At 48.1% G+C, this 21,248-nt stretch carries 19 protein-coding genes; 3 read left to right on the top strand and 16 right to left on the bottom strand.

The features are described from left to right. The first annotated feature begins 70 nt into the window (after positions 1–70). The 3 genes from BSZ32_RS14510 to BSZ32_RS14520 all read left to right on the top strand — a co-directional run bounded on the left by BSZ32_RS14510 (position 71) and on the right by BSZ32_RS14520 (position 4,384). Positions 71–484 (top strand): hypothetical protein, encoded by a 414-nt coding sequence (locus tag BSZ32_RS14510; RefSeq protein WP_105044082.1) that lies wholly within the window; start codon positions 71–73, stop codon positions 482–484. Positions 485–620: 136 nt separating this feature from the next. Continuing rightward, positions 621–2,282 (top strand): protein kinase domain-containing protein, encoded by a 1,662-nt coding sequence (locus BSZ32_RS14515; RefSeq protein ID WP_105044083.1) that lies wholly within the window; start codon positions 621–623, stop codon positions 2,280–2,282. A gap of 182 nt (positions 2,283–2,464) precedes the next feature. Then, positions 2,465–4,384 (top strand): protein kinase domain-containing protein, encoded by a 1,920-nt coding sequence (locus tag BSZ32_RS14520; protein ID WP_240610729.1) that lies wholly within the window; start codon positions 2,465–2,467, stop codon positions 4,382–4,384. 14 nt (positions 4,385–4,398) lie between these two features. Here BSZ32_RS14520 and BSZ32_RS14525 read toward each other — a convergent pair whose 3' ends face one another. From BSZ32_RS14525 to BSZ32_RS14600, 16 genes are all read right to left on the bottom strand, one after another. After that, on the bottom strand, positions 4,399–5,826 hold the full coding sequence (locus BSZ32_RS14525) for an NADH-quinone oxidoreductase subunit N (protein ID WP_105044085.1): 1,428 nt from the start codon (positions 5,824–5,826) through the stop codon (positions 4,399–4,401). A 22-nt stretch (positions 5,827–5,848) separates the two neighbouring features. Beyond that, positions 5,849–7,294 carry a complex I subunit 4 family protein gene (locus BSZ32_RS14530; RefSeq protein WP_105044086.1) on the bottom strand — a complete coding sequence of 482 codons (1,446 nt, stop codon included), beginning with the start codon at positions 7,292–7,294 and terminating at the stop codon, positions 5,849–5,851. A 28-nt stretch (positions 7,295–7,322) separates the two neighbouring features. Beyond that, positions 7,323–9,122, bottom strand: a complete 1,800-nt coding sequence (gene nuoL / locus BSZ32_RS14535) for an NADH-quinone oxidoreductase subunit L (RefSeq protein ID WP_105044087.1) — start codon at positions 9,120–9,122, stop codon at positions 7,323–7,325. 19 nt (positions 9,123–9,141) lie between these two features. Continuing rightward, positions 9,142–9,465, bottom strand: coding sequence for an NADH-quinone oxidoreductase subunit NuoK (nuoK, locus tag BSZ32_RS14540; RefSeq protein ID WP_105044088.1), 324 nt, complete (start codon positions 9,463–9,465; stop codon positions 9,142–9,144). A 60-nt stretch (positions 9,466–9,525) separates the two neighbouring features. Further along, positions 9,526–10,107, bottom strand: a complete 582-nt coding sequence (locus tag BSZ32_RS14545; RefSeq protein WP_105044089.1) for an NADH-quinone oxidoreductase subunit J family protein — start codon at positions 10,105–10,107, stop codon at positions 9,526–9,528. A gap of 32 nt (positions 10,108–10,139) precedes the next feature. Next, positions 10,140–10,709 carry a NuoI/complex I 23 kDa subunit family protein gene (locus tag BSZ32_RS14550; protein WP_105044090.1) on the bottom strand — a complete coding sequence of 190 codons (570 nt, stop codon included), beginning with the start codon at positions 10,707–10,709 and terminating at the stop codon, positions 10,140–10,142. 42 nt (positions 10,710–10,751) lie between these two features. After that, positions 10,752–12,029, bottom strand: a complete 1,278-nt coding sequence (locus BSZ32_RS14555) for a complex I subunit 1/NuoH family protein (RefSeq protein ID WP_105044091.1) — start codon at positions 12,027–12,029, stop codon at positions 10,752–10,754. A gap of 27 nt (positions 12,030–12,056) precedes the next feature. Continuing rightward, the gene (locus BSZ32_RS14560) at positions 12,057–12,491 is read right to left on the bottom strand and encodes a GxxExxY protein (RefSeq protein WP_105044092.1); all 435 of its coding nucleotides are present in this window, start codon (positions 12,489–12,491) and stop codon (positions 12,057–12,059) included. Between the two features lie 49 nt (positions 12,492–12,540). Further along, positions 12,541–14,289: an NADH-quinone oxidoreductase subunit G gene (locus tag BSZ32_RS14565; protein ID WP_105044093.1), complete on the bottom strand. Its 1,749-nt coding sequence runs from the start codon at positions 14,287–14,289 to the stop codon at positions 12,541–12,543. Between the two features lie 37 nt (positions 14,290–14,326). Continuing rightward, positions 14,327–15,721, bottom strand: coding sequence for an NADH-quinone oxidoreductase subunit NuoF (gene nuoF, locus BSZ32_RS14570; protein WP_105044094.1), 1,395 nt, complete (start codon positions 15,719–15,721; stop codon positions 14,327–14,329). A gap of 44 nt (positions 15,722–15,765) precedes the next feature. Next, positions 15,766–16,332 carry an NADH-quinone oxidoreductase subunit NuoE family protein gene (locus BSZ32_RS14575; protein WP_105044095.1) on the bottom strand — a complete coding sequence of 189 codons (567 nt, stop codon included), beginning with the start codon at positions 16,330–16,332 and terminating at the stop codon, positions 15,766–15,768. Positions 16,333–16,361: 29 nt separating this feature from the next. Then, positions 16,362–17,624, bottom strand: coding sequence for an NADH dehydrogenase (quinone) subunit D (nuoD, locus tag BSZ32_RS14580; protein WP_105044865.1), 1,263 nt, complete (start codon positions 17,622–17,624; stop codon positions 16,362–16,364). Positions 17,625–17,856: 232 nt separating this feature from the next. Beyond that, entirely contained in the window at positions 17,857–18,153 is a 297-nt protein-coding gene (locus tag BSZ32_RS14585; RefSeq protein ID WP_105044096.1) for a hypothetical protein, read from the bottom strand. Between the two features lie 237 nt (positions 18,154–18,390). Continuing rightward, on the bottom strand, positions 18,391–18,975 hold the full coding sequence (hpf, locus tag BSZ32_RS14590; protein ID WP_105044097.1) for a ribosome hibernation-promoting factor, HPF/YfiA family: 585 nt from the start codon (positions 18,973–18,975) through the stop codon (positions 18,391–18,393). Between the two features lie 64 nt (positions 18,976–19,039). Beyond that, the gene (gene lptB / locus BSZ32_RS14595; RefSeq protein ID WP_105044098.1) at positions 19,040–19,840 is read right to left on the bottom strand and encodes an LPS export ABC transporter ATP-binding protein; all 801 of its coding nucleotides are present in this window, start codon (positions 19,838–19,840) and stop codon (positions 19,040–19,042) included. A gap of 19 nt (positions 19,841–19,859) precedes the next feature. Beyond that, complete coding sequence (locus tag BSZ32_RS14600; protein WP_105044099.1) at positions 19,860–21,239, bottom strand: hypothetical protein; 1,380 nt, start codon at positions 21,237–21,239, stop codon at positions 19,860–19,862. Positions 21,240–21,248 lie beyond the last annotated feature (9 nt).

A 21,248-nucleotide genomic window follows, 5' to 3' on the forward strand; every position in this document is an offset into this window, starting at 1 on the left:
TGCTTCATGATTGTCTAATAAGAGTGCTTTTTTATGGAAGATTGGACCGGCTGTGTTAGGTTTATGACTTATGAAAACTAAATTGAAGTCTGTCGCTGATGAGTTACGTGATGACCTTGCTCTCTGTCCTGATCTTAGGGCTCAGCAGCTTATTGATCTGGATGAGTCTCTCTCTGACAGTATCATGAAGTTTGAAGAAAAAATGACTGTTGATCAAGGGGACGAATGGAATGCTCTGAAGGAAAAAATCGATAATTTACGTGAGTACGCTCAGGTCGCTAAAATGCGTTTACTTTTCGGAGATGATGAACTGACTGCCAAGTTGGATGCGATGCATCAATCCATCGGAACTGAGAGCAATGAGAGCAATGAGATCAAAGCTGCCATCGATGTTCAGCGCGATGCTCATAGAAATAAAGGAATTACAGACATCTTAAAGGCCCTGTTGATGTGGAAGGATTCTCCAGAGGATCTTATGAAATAGAATAGTCCTGATGCCTTCAGAGTGAATGGAGTACAGAGTCTCAGTCGACTGGGTGAGAATTTATAGACTTCTGTTGGTCTTGAATGCCTGTTTGCATAGATGCCCACTCCGATAGTAGTTTAAAGAATAGATTAGGATGAAGACGGGGCAACGATATAGGCTAAAGAGCACACTGGGCACAGGAGGATTTGGATCCGTTTACAAAGCATACGATTCAAAGCTCAACCGAGATGTTGCACTCAAGCGACTCAATAAAGGAGCGAGCCAGGAGTCCGTTCGAGCGAAATTGATGGATGAGGCTAGAGTGCTTGCCACGCTTCAGCACCCGAACATCGTTGCCATTTACGATGTGAGTAGCCACAAGGAATTTGATGAAATTGTGATGGAGTTGATCGTAGGCGTCACCCTTCGCACCTTTGTCAAAAGGCATTTGCTCCAGCCTAATGATTTCAAACATATAGCAGCTCAGATACTGCACGGCCTAGCAGCATCGCACAAGGCCGGGGTTCTCCACTGCGATATTAAGCCTGAAAACGTCATGTTGTGTCTCAGCCCTGAGGATCAATATGACCTAAAAATCTTTGATTTCGGTATCTCAGAGTCCATGGACAATGCTGATCCTAGTGATAATCTCACTTTAGTAGGATCTGTCAATGTGATGGCGCCCGAACTTTTTGACCGCAAGAAACCAACCGAACAAAGTGACATCTATGCTTTAGGTTGTCTGTTCTATTACTTACTTACCGGGGCTTACCCATTTGTCGGTGCTGGTTCTTTGCAAGTGATGGCGGCACATTTGAAAGGGAAATTTAGGCCGATTTCAGAGATTCGGGCGGACTTAGATATAGAATTTTGCGACTGGATTGAGAGTTTCCTTAAGGTGGATCCAGCTCAGCGTGTTGATAGTTGCACGGCTGCTTTGGAGCAACTTTTGAAGTTTGAATTCAGCGAGAAACTAGGAGTGTTCACTCTTCCTACCGACTTGGAATTTGAGTCGGTAAATAGTCGTGTTGTCAGGACGCTCACTCGCCGTTCGCTCGCTCTCGAAAGTGAAAGTGACTCGCAGCGAGGCTCGCGTTTTCTCACCAATACTATCACTAATAGCCTTGGTATATCTAAGAGTGCGAAACAAGTTTTAGAGGAGTCAGGTGAGGATCTAGAAGATCCATTTTCACCCAGAGCTAAATTGCTACCAGAGAAAGCAGAATGGTATTTCACCAAGGGTGATGCGGCGAAGGGGCCAGTTTCTCTAGATCAACTCTACCGTTTAGTTGAAGACGATAAAATCGAGGCTGGTAGTATGGTCTGGCACCCACATTATGGAGAATGGGTGCATGCATTTAGTGTCGCTGAACTTAAGCCATTCTTCCCTGAGAATGCAGGCGATGAGGCTTCTACGGAAGATGAAGGAATTCTGCCGAGCGCACCTGAAGCATGGTTTGGGCTCGATCTCGTGATCGCATTGATTGGCGCAATAGCGGTGGGTGCTTGGATTTATTTTAGCCCAAGTATGATAATGGAGGCTCTTGCAGTCTATGGTATCATTCTCTTTTTGACTGGCCTGGTCTACGCTCGCGTGCATCAGTTTAAAGCGAGTATTGGTTGGTTTGTTTTATGCTTAGTATTGCCATTCATTGGCGACATTATTTACGCATTTAAGAAGAAATCTCATCGTGTGACCATTTGTGTCAGCATGCTATTGATAGGAGCTGTTACATCTTCTGTGATCGGTGCTATCGACTTTTTCGGTGAGGGTAGTCAATTTAGTTTGGCTAGGTTCGGTCTCGATAAACAATAAGACATTTTCTAGTTGCTTATATCTGTTAGGTTTGGTCTCTGAGGTTTGTATTTTAAACGATCTTTTAAGTTTTTGTGGTGATTTGAAGTTTGACATAATGTAGGGTATCCTCCAATTATTCTGCTGATTTCCCCTCCATTCCCCCGCACTGGTAGAATACCAAGATGGCAACACGTATAAGCATGGAGGAGAGATATACAATATTAGAAGCTTTAGGTTCTGGTGGCTTTGGGTCCGTTTATAAGGCCCATGATACAATGCTGCACCGTGAAGTCGCGCTCAAGCGACTCGATAAATCATTAGGCGAGGATGAACTGCGGGAACAACTTCTAAGGGAGGCTCGTGTGCTTGCTGCGATGCAGCATCCAAATATTGTATCGATTTATGACATCAGCTCGAAGACTGATTGCGATGATATCGTGATGGAGCTTCTACAGGGGGTTTCATTAGACAAATTAGTGAAGCGGCATTTGCTCCAGATGAGTGACTTTAAAAATGTTGCTGGTCAGATATTGCAGGCATTAGCATCAGCCCATGCGGCAGGGGTGCTGCATTGTGACATTAAGCCTGAGAATATCATGCTTTGTCTCGCCTCTGAGGACCATTACGAAGCCAAAATTTATGATTTTGGGATGTCGCCGCCACCCGGGGAGAAAGGAACGACGACCAAGCTGCTGGGCTCGATCTACGTGATGGCCCCAGAGTTGTTTGATGGTGGTCAACCTACCCCCCAGACTGATCTGTATGCTTTAGGCTGTGTGCTCTATTATTTGCTAGTTGGGGTATATCCATTTCAAGGGGACTCTTCAGTCCAGGTGATGGCTTCACATATCACAGGAAATTATGTTTCAGTAGCGCAGTATCGCCCAGATATTAGTCCAGCTCTGTGTTTCTGGTTAGATTCATTACTAGGTAAAGACTTATCTGAACGGGTTGAGAGCTGTAAGAAGGCATTGTCGGAGCTTGTGGCGATTGAGTTGTCACAACAGGAGGAAGTAGAGATGACCTTACCCACGACATTGATATTGGAAGGAATGAACAGCCGTCTTATACGCAATATCTCTGTGGAGTCACTCGCTGTCGGCAAAGATCTAGATCTCCCAAAAAAAGCATCAATATTCTTAAGTAATAGTTTTTCGCATTCCTCCCCAGTTGGCGAGAGGCCTGCTGTACCAAATACAGGAACAAAGAATACCAAATCAGCCATAGATAAAGGTGAGGATCAGATACTGCCTGAAGATGCTGAGTGGTACTTTACGATCGGTGACAAGATCAAGGGGCCAGTCAGTCTAGATCAGCTTAATAAACTTTGTCATCAAGAGAAGGTGACTGAAGCGACTTTGGTATGGCATGCCTTACTCGGTGATTGGGTCACCGCAGCAAGTTGTGCTGAAACCAAAGCTGCATTTCTGACAAATAAGCAGCAAGCTCAAGAAGAAATTGCCAAGTTGGAAGCTGCGAAACTCGAAGATGAATCAGAAAAGGAAGAAGTAGAGCAGACTTTAAAGAAGGAGGCTATTGCTTGGTTGGGCCCTGAGGTGTGGGTAATTTTTGCTGCGATGATTCTCACAATTATCCTCAGTGTTATTTACTCAGATATTCGCCATTATATTGTCGGCCTCTATCTGTTTGTAGTCCTGGCAGTCGGATTGTCCGCAGCCAGAGTCTATCAAATGCGGCAAGGTGCAAAATGGTTCAGTGTTATCCCGGTGGTTGGTGACCTCTATCATGCTGTCACCCGACCAAACACACGTATTACACTCTGTACTATAATGGTTATAGCTGGCTGTACGGGCATGGTTATTATGGGCTATGGCGAGGCTAAGGCTTTAGAGTTTCGTCATTCCATGGCTCAAGCTAATAGCGATGGGCTCAGTTACGCTTATCTTAATACACAAAAACAGGCTGAGAAGCTTGTTGAAGCTGAAGCACCTATTCCAGTATTAGTTGTCGAGACGACTCCAGTTGTAGAAAAATTAGCGGAGCCTGAGGAAGCAGTAATTGATGTAAAAAAGAAGTCTCAGATCCGAGAGTTCTCGGCTGAGACTGGTACTGGTCTCAGAGCGTTTTCAGGCAAAGTGAAAACCCTCAAAGATCTGTGATCCACTAGGCTGGGTTAGCCTATCAGGTTGAAGATTGGTAGTGGGAATACTCCAAATACCAAGAGCGCAATGGTGAGCACGATCACTGACACTTTAGTAATCAGTGGGAGCTGGATGGCTGATTGGTTTTCGTTAGTGTTCCAGTAGATTGCACGGATGATTTTGAAGTAGTAGTAAAAACCTGCTGCAGCACCGATGAAGGCGATGACGATGACAAGCCAGCTTACTTTATCGAGGTTACTAAGAGCCGCTTCGAAGATTTTAAATTTACCGACGAATCCAGCAGTGAGTGGGACACCGGCCATGGAAGCCATGATGATGGTTAGTGCTCCAGCAAGTAGAGGATTGCGTTTTGCAAGTCCATTGAGGGCGCTGATTTCTTCGGAGTCTTCTTCACTGCGGATGAGCGCGAGTACGAAGAAGGCTGCAAATGTCATGACCAGGTACGTAGCAAGGTAGAAGAGGACTGAATCAAACGCGCTAGTCGCTAAACCTAAGAGCAAGAAGCCCGCGTGGGCGATGGAGGAATAGGCGAGGAGTCGCTTGAAGTTTGTCTGCGATAGTGCTGCGAGGTTACCGAAAAGTAAGGTTGCCGCAGCCATCACTACGAGAATAGTGACGACTGATCCTTGAGTCGCAGGGGAGGCGAGGAATGGTCGCAAGATGGTGATCGCTACACCAAAGCCAGCGGCTTTTGAGGCGACAGAAAGGAATGCTGTGATCGGAGTCGGAGCACCTTGGTAAACATCTGGAATCCAGAGTTGCATCGGCGCAGCACCGACCTTGAAACCTAGTGAGATGATGATCAGCGCGAGACCGAAGAGGAGAGCAGATGAGGATTCGAGATCGACGAATTTGGCGATTTCAGTAGTTCCCGTTGCTCCATAAACCCAAGCAATACCATAAACTAGGAAGCCTGTGGAGAGCGCGCCGAGGATGAGGTATTTAACACCTGCTTCGAGTGAGCCGACATTGCGTCGCATGAAGGCAACCATCACGTAGAAGGTGATGGTGACTAGCTCGAGAGCTACGAAAATGGATACGAGGTCAGTTGCAGATGCCATCCACATCAGGCCGGCACAGGCAAAGATTGGCAGGCAATAGAATTCGCCAGCATTGGTGTCGGACCCATCTGGGCTGGTGAACTTGTTGATGATCTTTTGGAAGTCAAAGCTCATGAGTAAGACCAATATGGTGCTAATAAGAGCAAATCCCTTGAAGAAAAGAGCGTAGCTGTCGTTGTTGACAAAACGAGCCATCCATTGGGGAGTTTCGCTGGCACATGAACTGCATGAGGTGCCGATCAGAGCTAAGAGAACGACTGTGAGTCCTGCTGCACCAGCTATCGCAAGTGTGGCTTTCTTTTTAGGAGCCGCGAAGGCTTCCCAAAGTAAGAGTACGAGACCAAGTCCCGCGACGATGAATTCTAGGTAGTATTGCATGAAAGTGGTGTGGTTTTAAAAACTACTTGAGAAGGTTGAGCAGGACATTTGGGTAGAGGCCGACAGCGAGTAGCACGAGGCTGAGTAGGATGGCTGGGGCTTTTTCTAGGAGACTGAGGTCGGTGACGTTTTCACACTTTGCTTCGAGCGGTCCTTGGAAGGTGTTACGGAAAGCGCGGAGCATGTAGACGGCGCTCATCACGACTCCCCAGATAGCTATGATGGTAGCTATCTGGACGGGGCCGAGTTCCTGGTCGCTGGTCCATCCTTCAAATCCAGAGAGGAAGACCATGATTTCACCGGCGAAGTTAGCGAGGCCAGGAAGACCGATGGAGGCCATCGCTACAAGACCGAAGAGGAAACAGAGTTTCGGAGCGGTCTTAGCAAGACCACCGAGCTTGTTCATCTCGAGCGTGCCAGTCTTCGCTTCGATTCTATCCGCAAGTGAGAAGGAAAGGGCGATAGAGATACCGTGAGCAAACATCAGAAGAACTGCAGCAGAGGCTGCGAGAGTGAGTCCGCCGTCGGCTGTGAAAATATTTCCGCCAGAGGCAATCGCAGCCGCAATTGCGAGGAAGATGTAACCCATGTGCATTACTGAGGAATTACCAAGCATACTCGCGAGGTTCTTCTGGTTGATAGTCACGAAACCAACCCAGATAATGTTACAAAGGAGTAGTACAAGAAGAAGGTTGAGCCAGTGTTGCATTCCTTCTGGAGCAACGGCGAGACCGACACGGAGTAAACCGTAGAGGCCAAACTTTTTTAGCACACCGGCGTGGAGCATGGCGATTGGAGCTGGAGCCGAGGCGTAGGCTGGGGCTGCCCATGAATGGAAGGGGAAGAGTGAGACCAGTGTGCCAAAGCCGATGATCAAGAGAAGGGCGATAGCATTTTGGTGGTTCTCAACAGCTGCGAGGTGTTCAAACGAGAAACTTTCTAGTTGAGTGCCAGCAAGTATGATTCCAGCGAGAAGAACGATGGATCCAAAGGCTAGGTAAACCGTGGTTTTCCAAGCGACAGCTTTACGCTCGTTACCGCCACGGCCAAGGATGCCGATCATCAAGAAGGTCGGGATGAGTGCGAGCTCGTGGAATGCGTAGAAGAAGAACAGGTCAGTGGAGATGAATGCTCCAATTGCTCCTGCTGCGATAAGCAAGATGCTAGAGTACCAAAGTTTCTCTCTGCCTTCTGGGCATGAGCCACTGAGTGCAGCAGCGAGTGTGACTATGACTGAGAGCACGAGCATCACTGCGCTCATGCCATCGAGGCCGAGGCTGAAGTGAATGGCTGGTGATTCAAGAACAAGCCAGCTGATAGTGCCTGCACAGTCGGGGCAACATGCGGCAAACAATCCGAGGATAAGATTGAGAGCTGCAGCACCGAGAGTGGTGAGTCGTGCGGGCGCTCCTGCGAGTATCGCAATCGACGCGGCAAGCGGGATGATGAGAAGTAATGCTAAAAGCATGGTGATAGAATGGTGAAGTTAGAAGGAATTAGAGAAAAACTGTGAGGTAGATGACGAGGATGATTCCTGCGCCAAAGAGGAACGCGTAGTTTTGTAGGCTACCAGTCTGCATTTTGGCACGGAAGATGTTGCCAGTTCCCTGAGCGAGTCGAGTGAGTCCGCCTACGACTAGGCCATTGATAACAAATTCATCGAGGAAGTGAACGACTGCTGCGACGAGGTCTTGGAAAACCTTGATGAGCTTGGCGTAGAATTCATCGAAGTAGAACTTGTTGCGGAAGACCTTCATCACCGCATTGCCAGCAAGTGGGTCAGATTCCTTTTCTTTATAGAGAACGATCGCTCCGGCTAGTCCGAGGATGAATGCGCCAATTGAGCAACCGGTCACAAGGTTCATTTCAATACCAATGTGCGGGTGGAAGCCATCGACTGCTGGAATAAGTGACCCAAGAAATGGTGAGAAAAGGGCCATCACCGCCAGTAGAATAAGTGGGACACCCATGATGAGTGGTACTTCTTTCGCGTGCTCAGCGTGCTTGTTTTTAGCCTTACCTAGGAAGGCAATGAAGATGAGGCGGAACATGTAGAACGTAGTCAAAGCTGCAACGACGACAGCGATACCGAAGAGGAAGTGGCTTTTATCATGGGCAGCATGGAGGATGCCTTCCTTCGAGAAGAAACCAGAAGTTCCTGGGACGGCGGTGAGGCAGAGGGTACCGATGATGAATGTCCAGCCAGTGACTGGCATCTTCTTCAGCAGGCCACCCATTTTCCAGATGTTTTGCTCGTGGTGGCAAGCGTAGATGACTGCACCAGAACCGAGGAAGAGAAGAGCCTTGAACCAAGCGTGAGTGTAGAGGTGGAACATGCCAGCATTCGGGTCAACTAGTCCAACAGCCATGACCATGTAGCCAAGTTGAGAAAGAGTGGAGTAGGCTAGGATCTTCTTGATGTCGTCCTGCTGAGTTGCCATCAGTGCGGCAAATAATGAAGTGATGCCACCTATCCAAGCGATCGTCATTGCGGAACACTCTGGGATCACGTCGATACCGACGGAATAGAAGAAGCGTGCCATCATGTAGACACCCGCTGCCACCATTGTCGCGGCATGGATCAGGGCGGACACTGGAGTTGGTCCTTCCATCGCATCAGGAAGCCAGACGTGGAGTGGAAGCTGGGCGGATTTACCAATAGCTCCACAGAATACCAAGAGCACTGCCGCTGCTAGAAATGGAGTTCCTGCTGTGAGTGACATTTCGTCGAATACCACAGAGCCCGAGATGCCCCAGATCATGAGGATACCAATGAGGAAACCAAAGTCACCAACACGGTTGGAGAGGAAGGCTTTCTTTGCCGCATCTGCTGCGCTGTCCTTCTGATACCAATGGCCAATGAGTAAGTAGGAGGAAAGTCCCACAAGCTCCCAGAAGATGAACATCATGATGAAGTTGCTGGCGAGGACGATGCCAGTCATGGAGAACATGAAGAGCGACAGGTTTCCGAAGTAGCGCGCTTTAGCTTCGTCGTCTTTCATATAGCCCAGCGAGAACACGTGGACTAACAGGCCAATGCCCGAGACGACAATCATCATTCCTGTAGAAAGTTGGTCGAGCTTGAGACCGATATCGATCTTGAAGTCGCCTACTTGAATCCAGTTGAACAGAGTGGTGGAGTTTTCGCTACCAAGCAGCATCAAGGATAGACCTAGAGTTGCGGCTGTAACGAGTGTTCCTACAAGAGCTGCAATGGATGCCCTTTTCTGCTGGAGAAAAAAGTGGATCACTACGGCTGAGACCAGCGGAAGTATGAGTAAGAGTGATGGGTGCATACGAGAAACTACTTTGAAATTATCCCTGAAGTGAGGTGAGATCCTTTGTGTTGACTGTTTGGCGTGCTCTGTAGAGAGCGACGATGATGGCGAGACCCACAGCGACTTCGGCTGCGGCTACGGTGATGACAAAGAAGACAAACATTTGGCCGTCGTAGTCAGGTAGACCTTTAACTTCGTTGGCGCGTGAGAATGCGACGAGTGTCAGCGATGCGGCAGCGAGCATCAGCTCGAGACACATAAAGATGACGATGATATTGCGGCGAATGATCACACCAGCGAGACCTATAGAAAATAGGATGCCAGAAATGAAGAGGTATTCGGTGAGTGATGCGGTGGGCATAAAATCGTTAGCGGTTATTGGTTATCCGTTATTAGGAAAAGTGCGGTTCAGGCGAACCGATTACGCTTTTGGGATGAGCTTCTTGGAGAGTGAGACGCAGCCGACCGTGGCAACGAGTAGGAGAATACCAATGACCTGAAGCGGGAAGTTGTATTCCGTGAAGAGTTTCTGACCGATCAGGTTCACATCAGGAAGTGATCCTTGTTTCAGCTCTTTGCGAATCTGGCTATCAGCAGGAATGTCGTTAGGTAGCTGTGCCTCAGCAGCGATGAGTGAGTCCTTGGTAATCGGTTTGAAGTCACCGAGGTCGCTTGTCTGGAAGACTGCAACGAGTTGAAGCACGAGCAAGAGTGGGATGATTATACCCGCTAGGAGAGTTGGGGTCTTAGTCTCACGATCTTCTTCTTTTTTTAGATCAAGAAGCATGATGATAAACAGGAAGAGCACCATCACCGCGCCTGTGTAGACGAGGATTTGGAGGATCCCGACGAAGTAAGCATTGAGTCCGACGAAGAGTGCCGCGAGCCCGATGAATGAAACAATCATCGAAAAAGCGCTAGCGACTGGGTTCCTCATTGCAACAATGCCGATGCCGCCAGCGAGCATGATAACGGCGAAGAGGTAAAAGAGTGGAGTAGGCATGATTAATTAAGAGTTAAAAATTAGGAATGCAGTTACTTAAGCTCATTCCATTTGTTGACGAGGCCGACGCGCTTGCCGCCGATTTCGTAAAGTTTGGCTTTGTTGTGTACCATGTCTTCTCGGGATGTGCCTGTGATAAGGTATTCTTTGCGGAGGTAGATTGCCTGCTCAGGGCAGACTTCTTCACACATGCCGCAATAGATGCAGCGAGTCATGTCGATATCAAATTCCTTCGGACGCTTCTCAACTTTTGCCCACTCATCATCAGCAGGGATCTCAGCGGGAATGATTTTGATGGCTTTAGGTGGACAGATAAATTCACAAAGCTGGCAGGAAACACAGCGCTCGCGATCTTGCTCGTCGGTGACGAGGGCTGGTGCACCGCGATAGTACTCAGGGAGGAAGTCGTCCCACCTTTGTTCAGGGAACTGCATCGTGATGCCGAGACCTGAGGAATTGAGCCCGGTAGCACCGCGTGATTTGCCAGTCACAGATTTGACCGCGTGCTTGAGAGTTACCATTGCTCCCTTGGCGAGAGCAATGAGGTAGAGCTTTTCACCAGTGTTAAGTTCTGGACGTTTGAGTTTTTTGACTTCAGCCATTGTGGTGGTTGTTAATCGTTGAAAGTTATTTTTGAAAGGGAGTTAGAGGCTCTGGGGAGCCTTCTTTTTGTCGAGTGACTTAGCAATGACGAACATTGCTATGGAGAAGGCGATCACGCCTATGATGAGAACTATAAGAGCGCCTATTTCGCCACGTTCGACCATGTTAGGTGCTGCCATGATGACTGCTGCTACGAGGATATTGATGAGTGCGAGTTCGAAGAAAACAACCCAACCGAGCTTCATCAGCTGATCGTAACGGAAACGTGGAACGGTCCAGCGAACGAGAATGAAGAACAGGATGAAGGCTATCACCTTAGTAAGGAATGCACCAAGGTGAATGAGTCCAGCATAGGCGACCCAGTTGTCCGTGTCGTCTTTGAGAAGAGCATCAAGACCGAAGCCAAGTGACCAACCACCGAAGAAGAGTGTGACGATGAGCGCTGAGCCCACAATCATTGCTGCATATTCGCCTAGGAAGAAGAGTGCGAACTTCATGGAGGAATACTCAGTATGGTAACCACCAACGAGCTCAGTTTCACACTCTGGAAGGTCGAAGGGCATGCGGTTTGTCTCAGCAAAAATAGAGACTGTAAAGATGAAGAATGAGAGGAAAATAGGCAGCAACAGGAGGATGCCTAGTGGACCGCCGAATTCATAGAAACCGAAGTCGAAGCCATTCTCGCCGCCGAAGGTGATCGGGCAGAGTAGCCAGCCGTGTTGGGCTTGCCATTCAACGATATTAGTGAGGTTGAGTTGACCAAAGATCATCAGCACTGGAATCACGGAAAGGCCAAGAGCGATTTCGTAGGAAATCATCTGCGCACAAGATCGCACACCGCCGAAGAAGGAGTACTTATTGTTCGATGCCCATCCAGCAAAGGTGATGCCGTAGACGGAGAGCGATGCGATAGCGAAGATGAAAAGTGGACCGACTGAGACGTCGGCGATAACGAGCTTTTCACCAAATAGTTCTGAGCCAAATGGAATCACTGCAAGTGTGAGCAAAGCCGGAACCATTGTCAGTGCCGGGGCTAGCCAGAAGAAGAACTTATTTACGTGTGACGGAGTAAAATCTTCTTTAAGGATAAATTTCAAACCATCGGCAAGTGGCTGCAGAAGACCTTGAAGCGGAATGTCCTTTTTAAACCCGAAGAGAGTAAGAGGGATTCCTGTGCGGTTAGGTCCAACACGGTCTTGAAGGATCGCCGAAAAACGACGCTCAGCATAGACCGAATAGGCAATGATAGGCAGGGTGAGCACGAAGGTGAAACCTACGATTTTCACCATGGTGATGAGTATGAGTATGAGAATGTCCATTATGATTTCTTGACAGAATTTACAAAATTATGTTGATTCTATGTCTGTATGACGAACCAAGGAGGATTTCTTTGGTTTGTAGTTCTTAAATTTCTTTTTAAATTGTAGGCTGTTAGCTCCGAAATTGATGAGTAACCCTTCAGGCTGATTCGTAGCTGTGAGGTAGTTTACTAATTGGACCTCATGGGTATCGTCTAGTGCCCTTGTTGCTTTTAGCTCAAGGATGAGTGTATTGTTGACGAATAGATCAGCTGAAAAGTCACCGACAGTATGATCTTTATAAAAAACTTTAATTTTATGCTCTGATTGTACTTCGAAGCCCATCGCCTCTAGTTCAATCATGAGCGCTTTATGGTATAGAGATTCACAGAAACCGTGGCCAAGTTCACGGTGCACTTCCATCGCGCAGCCGATGACTTGACCCGCTAGATCATATATTTGTTTCTGTGAGTTTTGTTCCATTAGTAAGGAAATTCTGTAAATTTTGTTAATTCTGTCAAAAAAAAGCAAGTTATCCGACGATCTCGCGGTTTTCTACGCGCTGCTTTTCTTTCTCTAGCAGAGGGATAGTGACGCCAGTTTCGAGGAGTTGGATTCCTTGGTCGCCAATCTTGGATAAAGTCACACCTTCAAAGGCTGGAATAGTTTGTGCGATTACTTTGACGATGTCTTCGAGCATGTACATGTCGTTGGCTTCGCCAGTGTAGTTGAGAATGATGTCGCGGAGGATTTCCCAATCGTCATGAGCATTGCCAGGAGCTTGGACTGCTTGGTTGAGTCGCTGCAATCTGCCTGTGACGTTGACCATCGTGCCGCGCTTCTCAGCGAAGCTTGAGCTAGGGAGGACGATGTCACTGGCTTGAGCTGTGGCATTGGCCTTGATGTTAGTGCTTACTATGAGTTCAGCAGCTGCGAGTTCATCGTGGCTAAATCCAGCATCATCAATGAGGTCTTCGCCGAGTGCGATGATTGCTTTGATCGACCCGTTGCTGAGGCCTACTTTGATAGTGTCTAATCCTGAAGATGGGTCGTCTTGTGCAAAGATGAGTTTAGCTCCATTGCTGTTAGGGTTGCGGTCGGCAGAGATGAGTTTGCCATCTGCTTCACCCATGCGGGGAACTGTGCTGATGCTTTTTGAGCCAACTATGCCAGCAAGAGTCTTAGTGAGAAAGAGCTCTTCGTTTGTCTGACGAGCAGATGCGACGATGGCTATCTCAGAACCTTCGAATTGCTTCAGCGCGTCAGAGGTTGCTTCGATGGCAATTTGCCAGTTAGTGACCTCGTGAGTGCCGTCAGCTTTGATCATCGGATCAGTGAGACGGTCATCACCTTGCACTTCGTGGAAAGCAAGTCGGTGTGAGTCTGGCATCCACTCGGAGTTTACGTCATTGTTGAGACGTGGGGTGACTCGGTAGATTTCGTTGCCTCTAGTCCAGATTGTTGTGTTGCAGCCAGTGGCGCAATTGGTGTCGATGGAATTGGTTTCCTTGAGGAACCACACACGCATCTGGAAGCGGAAATCTTTAGAGGTAAGAGCTCCGACTGGGCAGAGATCGATGGTGTTCATTCCGTAGTTAGAATCTAACTTACGGTCTGGATGACAGCTGAGTGTGGTGTGTGTGCCGCGCTCAGTGAAGCCTAGAACAGGATCATCTGCGACCTCCTCCATGAAGCGAACACAACGAGAACACATAATGCAGCGTTCGTCGTCGAGGTTGACGCGTGGTCCGATATCTACATTCTTAGGCTTCTTTACCTTGTCATCGATAAAGCGTGACTGGCCACGTCCGTGTTCTACTGAGAATTCCTGAAGGGAGCATTCACCAGCTTGGTCACAGATTGGGCAATCGAGTGGGTGGTTGATGAGGAGAAACTCCATCACACCTTCACGGGTCTTTTTGACTAGATCACCTTGGGTGCGGATACCCATGTTTTCTCCCACAGTATTGGCGCAAGCAATCACTGGGCGAGGCATCCAACCAATATCTTGGAAGCCTTCATCGTTGAAAGTAGGCTCAGCGCCAGGAGCGAGTCTCGGTGGCATACCCATTTGCACCAAACACATACGGCAATTTCCTGGTGAGGAAAGCTTCGGGTGGTAGCAATAATGAGGAACTTGTGCTTCAGCCATTCTACAGGCTTCGATCATACGGGTGCCACGAGGCACCTGAATCCAGTGGCCGTCAATTTGGACGTTCACGAGGCCTTTTTCAGCGGCGAGATCTTTAGGAAGTTTTGGTGTGTCTACTGTGTCGGACATGGCAGAAAATAGGTAGTAGTTAGCAGAGTGGAGATCTCTACTTAGTTAAATAAGCTTCGCGTTGGAGCTGTTCTTTTGAAAGGCGTTGGTTGTCCTCGGATGTCTCGGCGGTTAGTTCATCTCGGAATTTGGAGATGATGGCTTCGACTGGCCATGAGGACGCTTCGCCAAATGCGCAAATGGTTTTCCCATCGATTTGGTAAGCGACATCTTCCAGTGTCTGAATGTCTTCAGGGGCGGCGAGTCCATTGACGATGCGGTCAGAGATTTTTTTCATCCAGCCATTGCCTTCACGGCAAGGAGTGCACTGGCCACAAGATTCGTGTGCGTAGAAGTGGTTGATGTTGTTAAGCACCCATGACATCTTGCGTGAGTCATCAAGAACTATTACGCCACCAGAACCAGCCATGGTTCCGCAGGCTGCGAGGGTGTCAAAGTCCATCTGGATGTCCCAGAAGGCTAGGTCCTTAGCGTCTTCGCCTTTGCCGATTTTAAATACTTCTTCGCAGCGGAGAATTTTTGAAGATGAGCCGCCAGGTATGACCGCTTTGAAGCTGCGTCCATCTTTGGGGCCACCACAAATGTCATTGAGCAATTCGCCCATGGTGACCTTGCCGACCTGGACTTCGTAGTAACCTGGGTTTTTTACATCGCCTGAAACGCAAAGAATGCGTGTTCCTGTGTTGCGCTCGACTCCGAGTTTGGCGTATTCCGCACCACCCATCTCGATGATGTGTTTGACGTGGCAAAGTGACTCGACGTTGTTGACGATGGTCGGAGCCATGTAGAGGCCAAGGGCCGCTGGGAAGTACGGTGGCTTGATGCGAGGGTAAGGACGCTTGCCTTCGAGTGACTCGATGAGGCCAGTTTCTTCTCCACAAATATAGGCCGCAGCACCACGGTGTACCCAGATTTCGAGGTCGAAGCCTGAACCTAAAATGTCTTTTCCTACTAAACTCTTCGCTCGAGCTTCTTCAATAGCGCGTTCGATAGTGAGAGCGGCTTCTGGGAATTCCTCACGGATGTAGATGAATGCAACCTTGGCTCCAACAGCGAATGCTGAGATTACCATGCCTTCGATCAACTGGTGTGGATCTTGGTGGAGGATGTAGCGGTCCTTGAACGTACCAGGCTCGGACTCGTCAGCGTTACAGATGAGGTAGACTGGCTTTGTGTTGTTAGGTGGAATGAATCCCCACTTCACACCAGTCGGGAAGCCTGCTCCACCACGGCCGCGTAGGCCTGATGCCTTCACTTCGTTGGTGATGGCAGATGGTTCCATCGTGATTGCTTTTTTGAGCTGCTCATATCCACCATCGGCGATGTAGGTGTCGATGCTGGTGTCCCAGCCTTCGCGATCGATATTTTTAAAGATCAAGCGATGCTCGGATGGATGAGGCTCTTTGCCCGGAAGGTATTTGATGTCTGACATGGTGTTGTGCAGCGAAAAGTGAGTCAAAGGAAGTGGATCGTCTACTAGACTGAGTATTGGTCAATCAGTGCTTGGGCTTTTTCTGGGCCGACATTGTCGTGGAAGTCGTCGTTGACTAGGCAGGCTGGCGCACTACCACAGGATGCAAGACATTCTGCAAATTCTACAGAGTAATTACCACAGGGAGAAACTACGATCGGGTGGTGGTGGGAAAGTTTGCTGCGGTCGATATTAGTGATTTCACAAATCTTATCCATTAGCTCGTGGGAGCCTGCCATGGCACAGGATAGTGTGCGGCAGACTCGGTAGTGAAATTTCCCTGGAGCACTCTGGCGAAATGCTGGATAGAATGTAACAACTGAGAGAACTTTGATTTTTTCAATCTCTAACTTCTCAGCAACCCAGGTGATGGATTCCTTAGAAATGAAGCCAAAGTGGTGTTGCACAATATGCAGCAGAGGTAAAACAGCTGAGAGTTTGCTCACTGGGTAGTGGGCGATACGCTCGTCTGCCAGTGCTTCGATCTCAGCACTAGCTTCGAATGGCTTGAAGTTTTTGTCACCAGACGATGGCTGTGAGGTAACGGAATTTTCGAGAATGTCTTGGGACATGGATTTAAGATCTAAAAATTTAAGATTGGTTATCTGTCACACTCACCCATGACGAAGTCAAGTGAGCCGAGGATGGCTGGTACGTCGGAGACCGTCGTTCCTTTTAGCAGTTCAGAACAGATCGAGAGATTGATGAATGACGGGGAGCGAATCTTGAGACGATGGGGGACACCGCCGCCTTTCGAGTGAATGTAAAATCCGAGTTCGCCTTTCGGGTTCTCGTGGCCAAAGTAAACTTCGCCTTTCGGGGCATCGATGCCCTGAGTGGTGACGATAAAGTGGTGGATGAGTTCCTCCATAGACATGAGCACGCGCTCCTTATCTGGAAGTGTGCTCTTTGGGTCAATGATGTTGATTGGGCCTTCAGGCATAGTCTCCAGTACCTGGCGGATGATTCTGATGGACTGGCGCATCTCTTCCATACGAATCTGGTAGCGAGCATAACAATCGCCTTCTTCCGCTACTGGAACATCAAAGTCGTACTTTTCGTAGCCAAGGTAAGGGCTATCCTTACGTAGGTCACGAGCCACACCGGATGCACGTAGGTTAGGTCCAGTGATGCCGTAGTCGATGGCGTCTTGCTTGGAAATGACTCCGACATCGCACATGCGTTTCATGAAGATCTTATTCTTGTCGAGCAATGTTGCGATCTCCGCAATCTGTTCTTCGCATTCATCGAGGAAGGTGATCACACTTTTATCAAAGCCTTCTGGCAAGTCACGGATCTGACCACCTACGCGAGTGTAGGAAGTAGTGAAGCGCGCACCTGTGAGTTGCTCAAAGAGGTTGTAGAGTTTTTCACGCTCGGTGAAAGTGTAGAGGAAGACCGTCATGGCTCCCACGTCCATCGCACAGACCCCAACACCCAGCATGTGGGAGGAGATGCGGGCAAGTTCACATGAGAGTACACGAATAGCCTGGCCCCGTGGGGGGAGTTCCCATCCCATGAGCTTCTCAACAGCGCAGGCGTATGCAACATTGTTTGCCAGTGGCGCGAGGTAGTCGAGACGGTCAGTGTAGGGGATGAATTGGTTGTATTGCATGTTCTCAGCAATCTTTTCATCACCGCGGTGGAGGAAGCCCACGTCTGGAATGGCATTGGTGATGACTTCACCATCTAATTCTAAAATGAGCCTGAGCACTCCGTGAGTGGCTGGGTGGGATGGACCCATGTTGAGAACCATCTTCTCACCCATCATATCATCGGTCTCCGCATTGTAATTAGCGACAGCCTCTGCTGTCTTGCTTGCGTTGTCCGGTGCTTCGAAATCTGTGGTCTTTGTATTGCTCATCGTGAATGGTATTTCGCCACTCATAAAAAGGAGGAAAATCGACAGTCTTTCAAGACGATTGTGAAAAATTTCACAAGCTTACATAGTTGAGCGATAAATTCTGGATTGAATCGTATATATTTATCGCTGCCCAATATTTGCTTAAGTGTTTATTGTTAATGGATAACGCAGAAAAAAGAGCTCCGATTGGAGCTCTTTTTGAAATGAAGAGGTTAGTTTGTGCTAACCGCTCTTATGTGAGGTCTTGCTCAGCCTTAGCCCAGTCATGCTCAGGTGAACCAGAGAGACCTGATTGAATGCGCTCAACATAGTTGAAGTAAGCTGCTTGCTGAATCTCTTCAGCTGTAGGCGCAGTTTTGGTTTTGAGATTGAGCTTCAGTGTGACCTTGCTCACCTTTTTGACAGTCTTTTTAGCTGCTTTTTTAGTGAGCTTTTTAGCGCCAGCTTTTTTAGTTGCCTTCTTAACTGCTTTTTTCGCGGTTTTTGTTGCGAGTTTTTTAGTGGTAACGGTAGTCTTCTTAGTAGCCATAGAGGGTGTGTTTTAGGTTGTTGATAGCTTCACTAGAGCTAAATCTAGTAACAGCAGAAAAAGTGCCAAATCTGACAATAGTCAACTATTTGTGGGTGAATACTTTGCCAGTAAACGTATGTCAAGTTATCTGTTAGTTTGTACTCTCTCAGTTATCGGTGAGAGAAGGCTCGTTTGATGAAAAAGCCCAAATCATTATGAGGTGGGCTTTGATAATGTCTGGGTCGCAAGTGTCGCTTACGGTTCAATGATTGCGTAATCGCCATCTCCACGACGGTAAACAATTTGAAGTGCGCTGCGACGCGCATTGTTGAAGACCAAGAACGGTCTATCGGAGAGTTCGAGTTCCATAATAGCCTCTTCTTTGAAGAGAGTTTTGAGCTTGATGCCTTCACGGTGGATGATCATTGGCTCTGGGTCGATTTCTGCCTCAGTTGGGTGCGTATCGAGGATGTCATGGGCGAAGACTTTTTCATCAAGGTGCTTGATCGTGTCTTCAGGTTTGATGCGATACTTCTTGAGGAGTCTTGTCTTATGCTTGCGCATGCGACGTGCGATTTTTGAGATGGTCTGATCGATTGCCGCGTACATATCGGGACCTTCAGTGGAGGCATCGATAGTGATGTGGTTCGAGCAGAAGAGGATGATCTCAGCTACGTGTCGATTCTTTTGGACGTCTAGCACAACACGTGCTTCCATGATCTTTGGGTAGTCGAGATGCAGAGTGCCGATCTTCTTATTCACGAATTCGCGAATGGCATCTGTAATGGTTTCGTGACGTACTACGATATTGATAGGTGGATTTACGTTCTTTATTTGCATCGTTGTTTTATTCCTTTCGTTTGGGTTCTAATTGTTAGAAAGATGAGACTCATGTCTCGGCGGGTTAGAGAGTGAAGTCTTCACCGAGGTAGTGCTTCCTAGCTAATGGGTCGTTAGCTATTTGTTCAGCAGTTCCTTCGATAATGGCTTTACCATCGTCCATCACATAGGCGTGATCGACGATTTTAAGAGTTTCTCGGACGTGGTGGTCAGTGATGAGAATGGATAGTCCATCATTATCACGAAGTTCACGGACTATGGTGTGGATCGCTTCCACGGCTTTTGGGTCAACACCGGCAAAAGGTTCATCCAGCATGAGTAGTTTGGGGTTGGTGCATAGGCACCGGGCGATAGTGAGACGTCGTTTTTCACCGCCGGAAAGAGTAAGGGCCAAGGAGTCGCGTAGCTTGGTGATGCGGAAGCGCTCCATGAGTTGTTCTGCTTTTTCCTTCCGCTCGTTTCTGTTGAGGTTCTTGCGGGTTTCAAGAACCGCGAGGAGGTTTTCCTGAACTGTCATCTTGCGGAAGATTGACTCTTCCTGAGGGAGGTAGCCCATGCCAATGCGTGCTCGTTTGTGCATAGGGAGGCTGGTGATGTCTTTGCCGCTAAAGATGACGCTCCCTGCGTTGGGTGGGACAAGTCCCGCGATCATGTAGAAAGTGGTAGTCTTGCCAGCGCCGTTAGGACCAAGGAGTCCAACAATTTCACCGTCTCCAACAGTCATGCTAACACCATCCACTACGGCTCTTCCGCCATAGACTTTCTTCAGGTCTTTTACACAGAGTAGGAGTCTTCTTCCTGTGCGTTGGCTGGGATGATTACATCCAGCTTGGTTGATAGGGGGAGTAGTGATTGCGCTTAGCATTGGTTGTGAAAAGTTGCTGCTAGTTGTTTTGCAGCTCATTGAGATTTGCTTTAATCTCGTGCCGTCCTTCGATTCGAACGCTCATGTTAGGGAGTATTTTAATATAGCCTGTATCTGAGAGAATGCGAGCAATAGTGTCACCTTGTTGTACGGTTGGTTTGTCGCCTCTGAGGATCATGATTCCAGTTTCACCATCGTAGGTGGCTATATCAGAATGGGTGATGATGAGTTTTCCGTCTTTATCCTTTGATCTAATAACGACGTTTCCTGTAGCTATTGCTTTACTTAATCCACTAAAACGAGCAAGGCTTTTAGTGTTAGGGGTCACTGTGTTACCAGATTTCTGCTCTGAGTTTTTCTCCTTTGACTTTTCATTTTTGTCAGGTTTTGCAGATTTGTCAGATTTGTCAGATTTGTCAGATTTGTCAGATTTAGGTTTTTCCTTGAGGATTATCTTGAGTTCGTCTGAACAAGTGAGCTTGTACTTTGGGTGGATGACGACGACGTCTTTTTGATACACTATCGTGCCTGATATCGCATCGAAGTACATTCCCTTTTCACAATTGACTGTGACTGGAACTTTCTCAGGTTTAGGTATGAGAGGCACAGCGGCGGACGCAGGAGTCAGCTCGACTCCAATCGTGGTCACAAGTTGTGAGTGGAGGATTTTCTTGCTCTGCGTGATAGAGTCAGCCACATGCTCCATTTTTTGGATATCCTTTCGCGCCTGGAGATCGACTTGTTGGATCTGAGGCGTGGAGCTGGCAGCGAGTGAATCAATGTTCGTGAGTTCCTCTGCTGAGAGAAGGGTCGGGAAGGTAACTACGGCGGTAGCTAATGCTTTAGGTTTCACTGACGGGAGTGATGCTTTAGGCTTTAGCTTAGGTTTCACTGCCGCGAGTGACTTTTTATTCAGAGGTTTGCTAACAGGAGAAATCATCTTTTTATCTCTATCAGGGTAGAACAAGGTTTGGGTTTTTCCTAGTAAAAAACCTGTACGATTTCCCCAGTGGAGAATAAGTCCTTGTGCTGCAATATCAAAGCTCTCACCAGAAATTGTAAGATTCTCCAAAGAATGGATAATCCCTGAATCATCTTGAAAGAATGCAGTGTCGAGGTGAGTTGTCGCTTGGGGCTGGTTGTCTTTATAGACGGTTATGTCCACATTGGTGCCCTTCACTTCGTGTGCAGCGAGGATATCCATTTGTTTAGCAATGAGTACGGAGGTTGTTTCGTAATCTTTATTAAATCGCGGGATACGTAGGTCGTGCAGGGTACTCCCCACTGGAAGGATCTTCATGGCAGGCAGGGTACGCGGTGCTTCTTTCTCAGCCATAGCAGCGGGGATTGTTCCGATGAAGGCGAAGGGTAAAGTTAAGCTGACAAGGCTGCTGCGCATTTCGAGAGA

The sequence above is a fragment of the Rubritalea profundi genome (assembly GCF_002954445.1).
Classification (GTDB): domain Bacteria; phylum Verrucomicrobiota; class Verrucomicrobiia; order Verrucomicrobiales; family Akkermansiaceae; genus Rubritalea; species Rubritalea profundi.

Excerpts from the sequence above, each read along its gene's own strand:
- nuoF (WP_105044094.1), bottom strand. The coding sequence starts at position 15,721 with ATGTCAGACATCAAATACCTTCCGGGCAAAGAGCCTCATCCATCCGAG.
- BSZ32_RS14575 (WP_105044095.1), bottom strand. The coding sequence starts at position 16,332 with ATGTCCCAAGACATTCTCGAAAATTCCGTTACCTCACAGCCATCGTCT.
- BSZ32_RS14530 (WP_105044086.1), bottom strand. The coding sequence starts at position 7,294 with ATGCTTTTAGCATTACTTCTCATCATCCCGCTTGCCGCGTCGATTGCG.
- BSZ32_RS14545 (WP_105044089.1), bottom strand. The coding sequence starts at position 10,107 with ATGCCTACTCCACTCTTTTACCTCTTCGCCGTTATCATGCTCGCTGGC.
- BSZ32_RS14510 (WP_105044082.1), top strand. The coding sequence starts at position 71 with ATGAAAACTAAATTGAAGTCTGTCGCTGATGAGTTACGTGATGACCTT.
- BSZ32_RS14520 (WP_240610729.1), top strand. The coding sequence starts at position 2,465 with ATGGAGGAGAGATATACAATATTAGAAGCTTTAGGTTCTGGTGGCTTT.
- nuoK (WP_105044088.1), bottom strand. The coding sequence starts at position 9,465 with ATGCCCACCGCATCACTCACCGAATACCTCTTCATTTCTGGCATCCTA.
- BSZ32_RS14525 (WP_105044085.1), bottom strand. The coding sequence starts at position 5,826 with ATGCAATACTACCTAGAATTCATCGTCGCGGGACTTGGTCTCGTACTC.
- nuoD (WP_105044865.1), bottom strand. The coding sequence starts at position 17,624 with ATGAGCAATACAAAGACCACAGATTTCGAAGCACCGGACAACGCAAGC.
- BSZ32_RS14555 (WP_105044091.1), bottom strand. The coding sequence starts at position 12,029 with ATGGACATTCTCATACTCATACTCATCACCATGGTGAAAATCGTAGGT.
- BSZ32_RS14560 (WP_105044092.1), bottom strand. The coding sequence starts at position 12,491 with ATGGAACAAAACTCACAGAAACAAATATATGATCTAGCGGGTCAAGTC.
- lptB (WP_105044098.1), bottom strand. The coding sequence starts at position 19,840 with ATGCTAAGCGCAATCACTACTCCCCCTATCAACCAAGCTGGATGTAAT.
- nuoL (WP_105044087.1), bottom strand. The coding sequence starts at position 9,122 with ATGCACCCATCACTCTTACTCATACTTCCGCTGGTCTCAGCCGTAGTG.
- hpf (WP_105044097.1), bottom strand. The coding sequence starts at position 18,975 with ATGCAAATAAAGAACGTAAATCCACCTATCAATATCGTAGTACGTCAC.
- BSZ32_RS14550 (WP_105044090.1), bottom strand. The coding sequence starts at position 10,709 with ATGGCTGAAGTCAAAAAACTCAAACGTCCAGAACTTAACACTGGTGAA.
- BSZ32_RS14585 (WP_105044096.1), bottom strand. The coding sequence starts at position 18,153 with ATGGCTACTAAGAAGACTACCGTTACCACTAAAAAACTCGCAACAAAA.
- BSZ32_RS14600 (WP_105044099.1), bottom strand. The coding sequence starts at position 21,239 with ATGCGCAGCAGCCTTGTCAGCTTAACTTTACCCTTCGCCTTCATCGGA.
- BSZ32_RS14515 (WP_105044083.1), top strand. The coding sequence starts at position 621 with ATGAAGACGGGGCAACGATATAGGCTAAAGAGCACACTGGGCACAGGA.
- BSZ32_RS14565 (WP_105044093.1), bottom strand. The coding sequence starts at position 14,289 with ATGTCCGACACAGTAGACACACCAAAACTTCCTAAAGATCTCGCCGCT.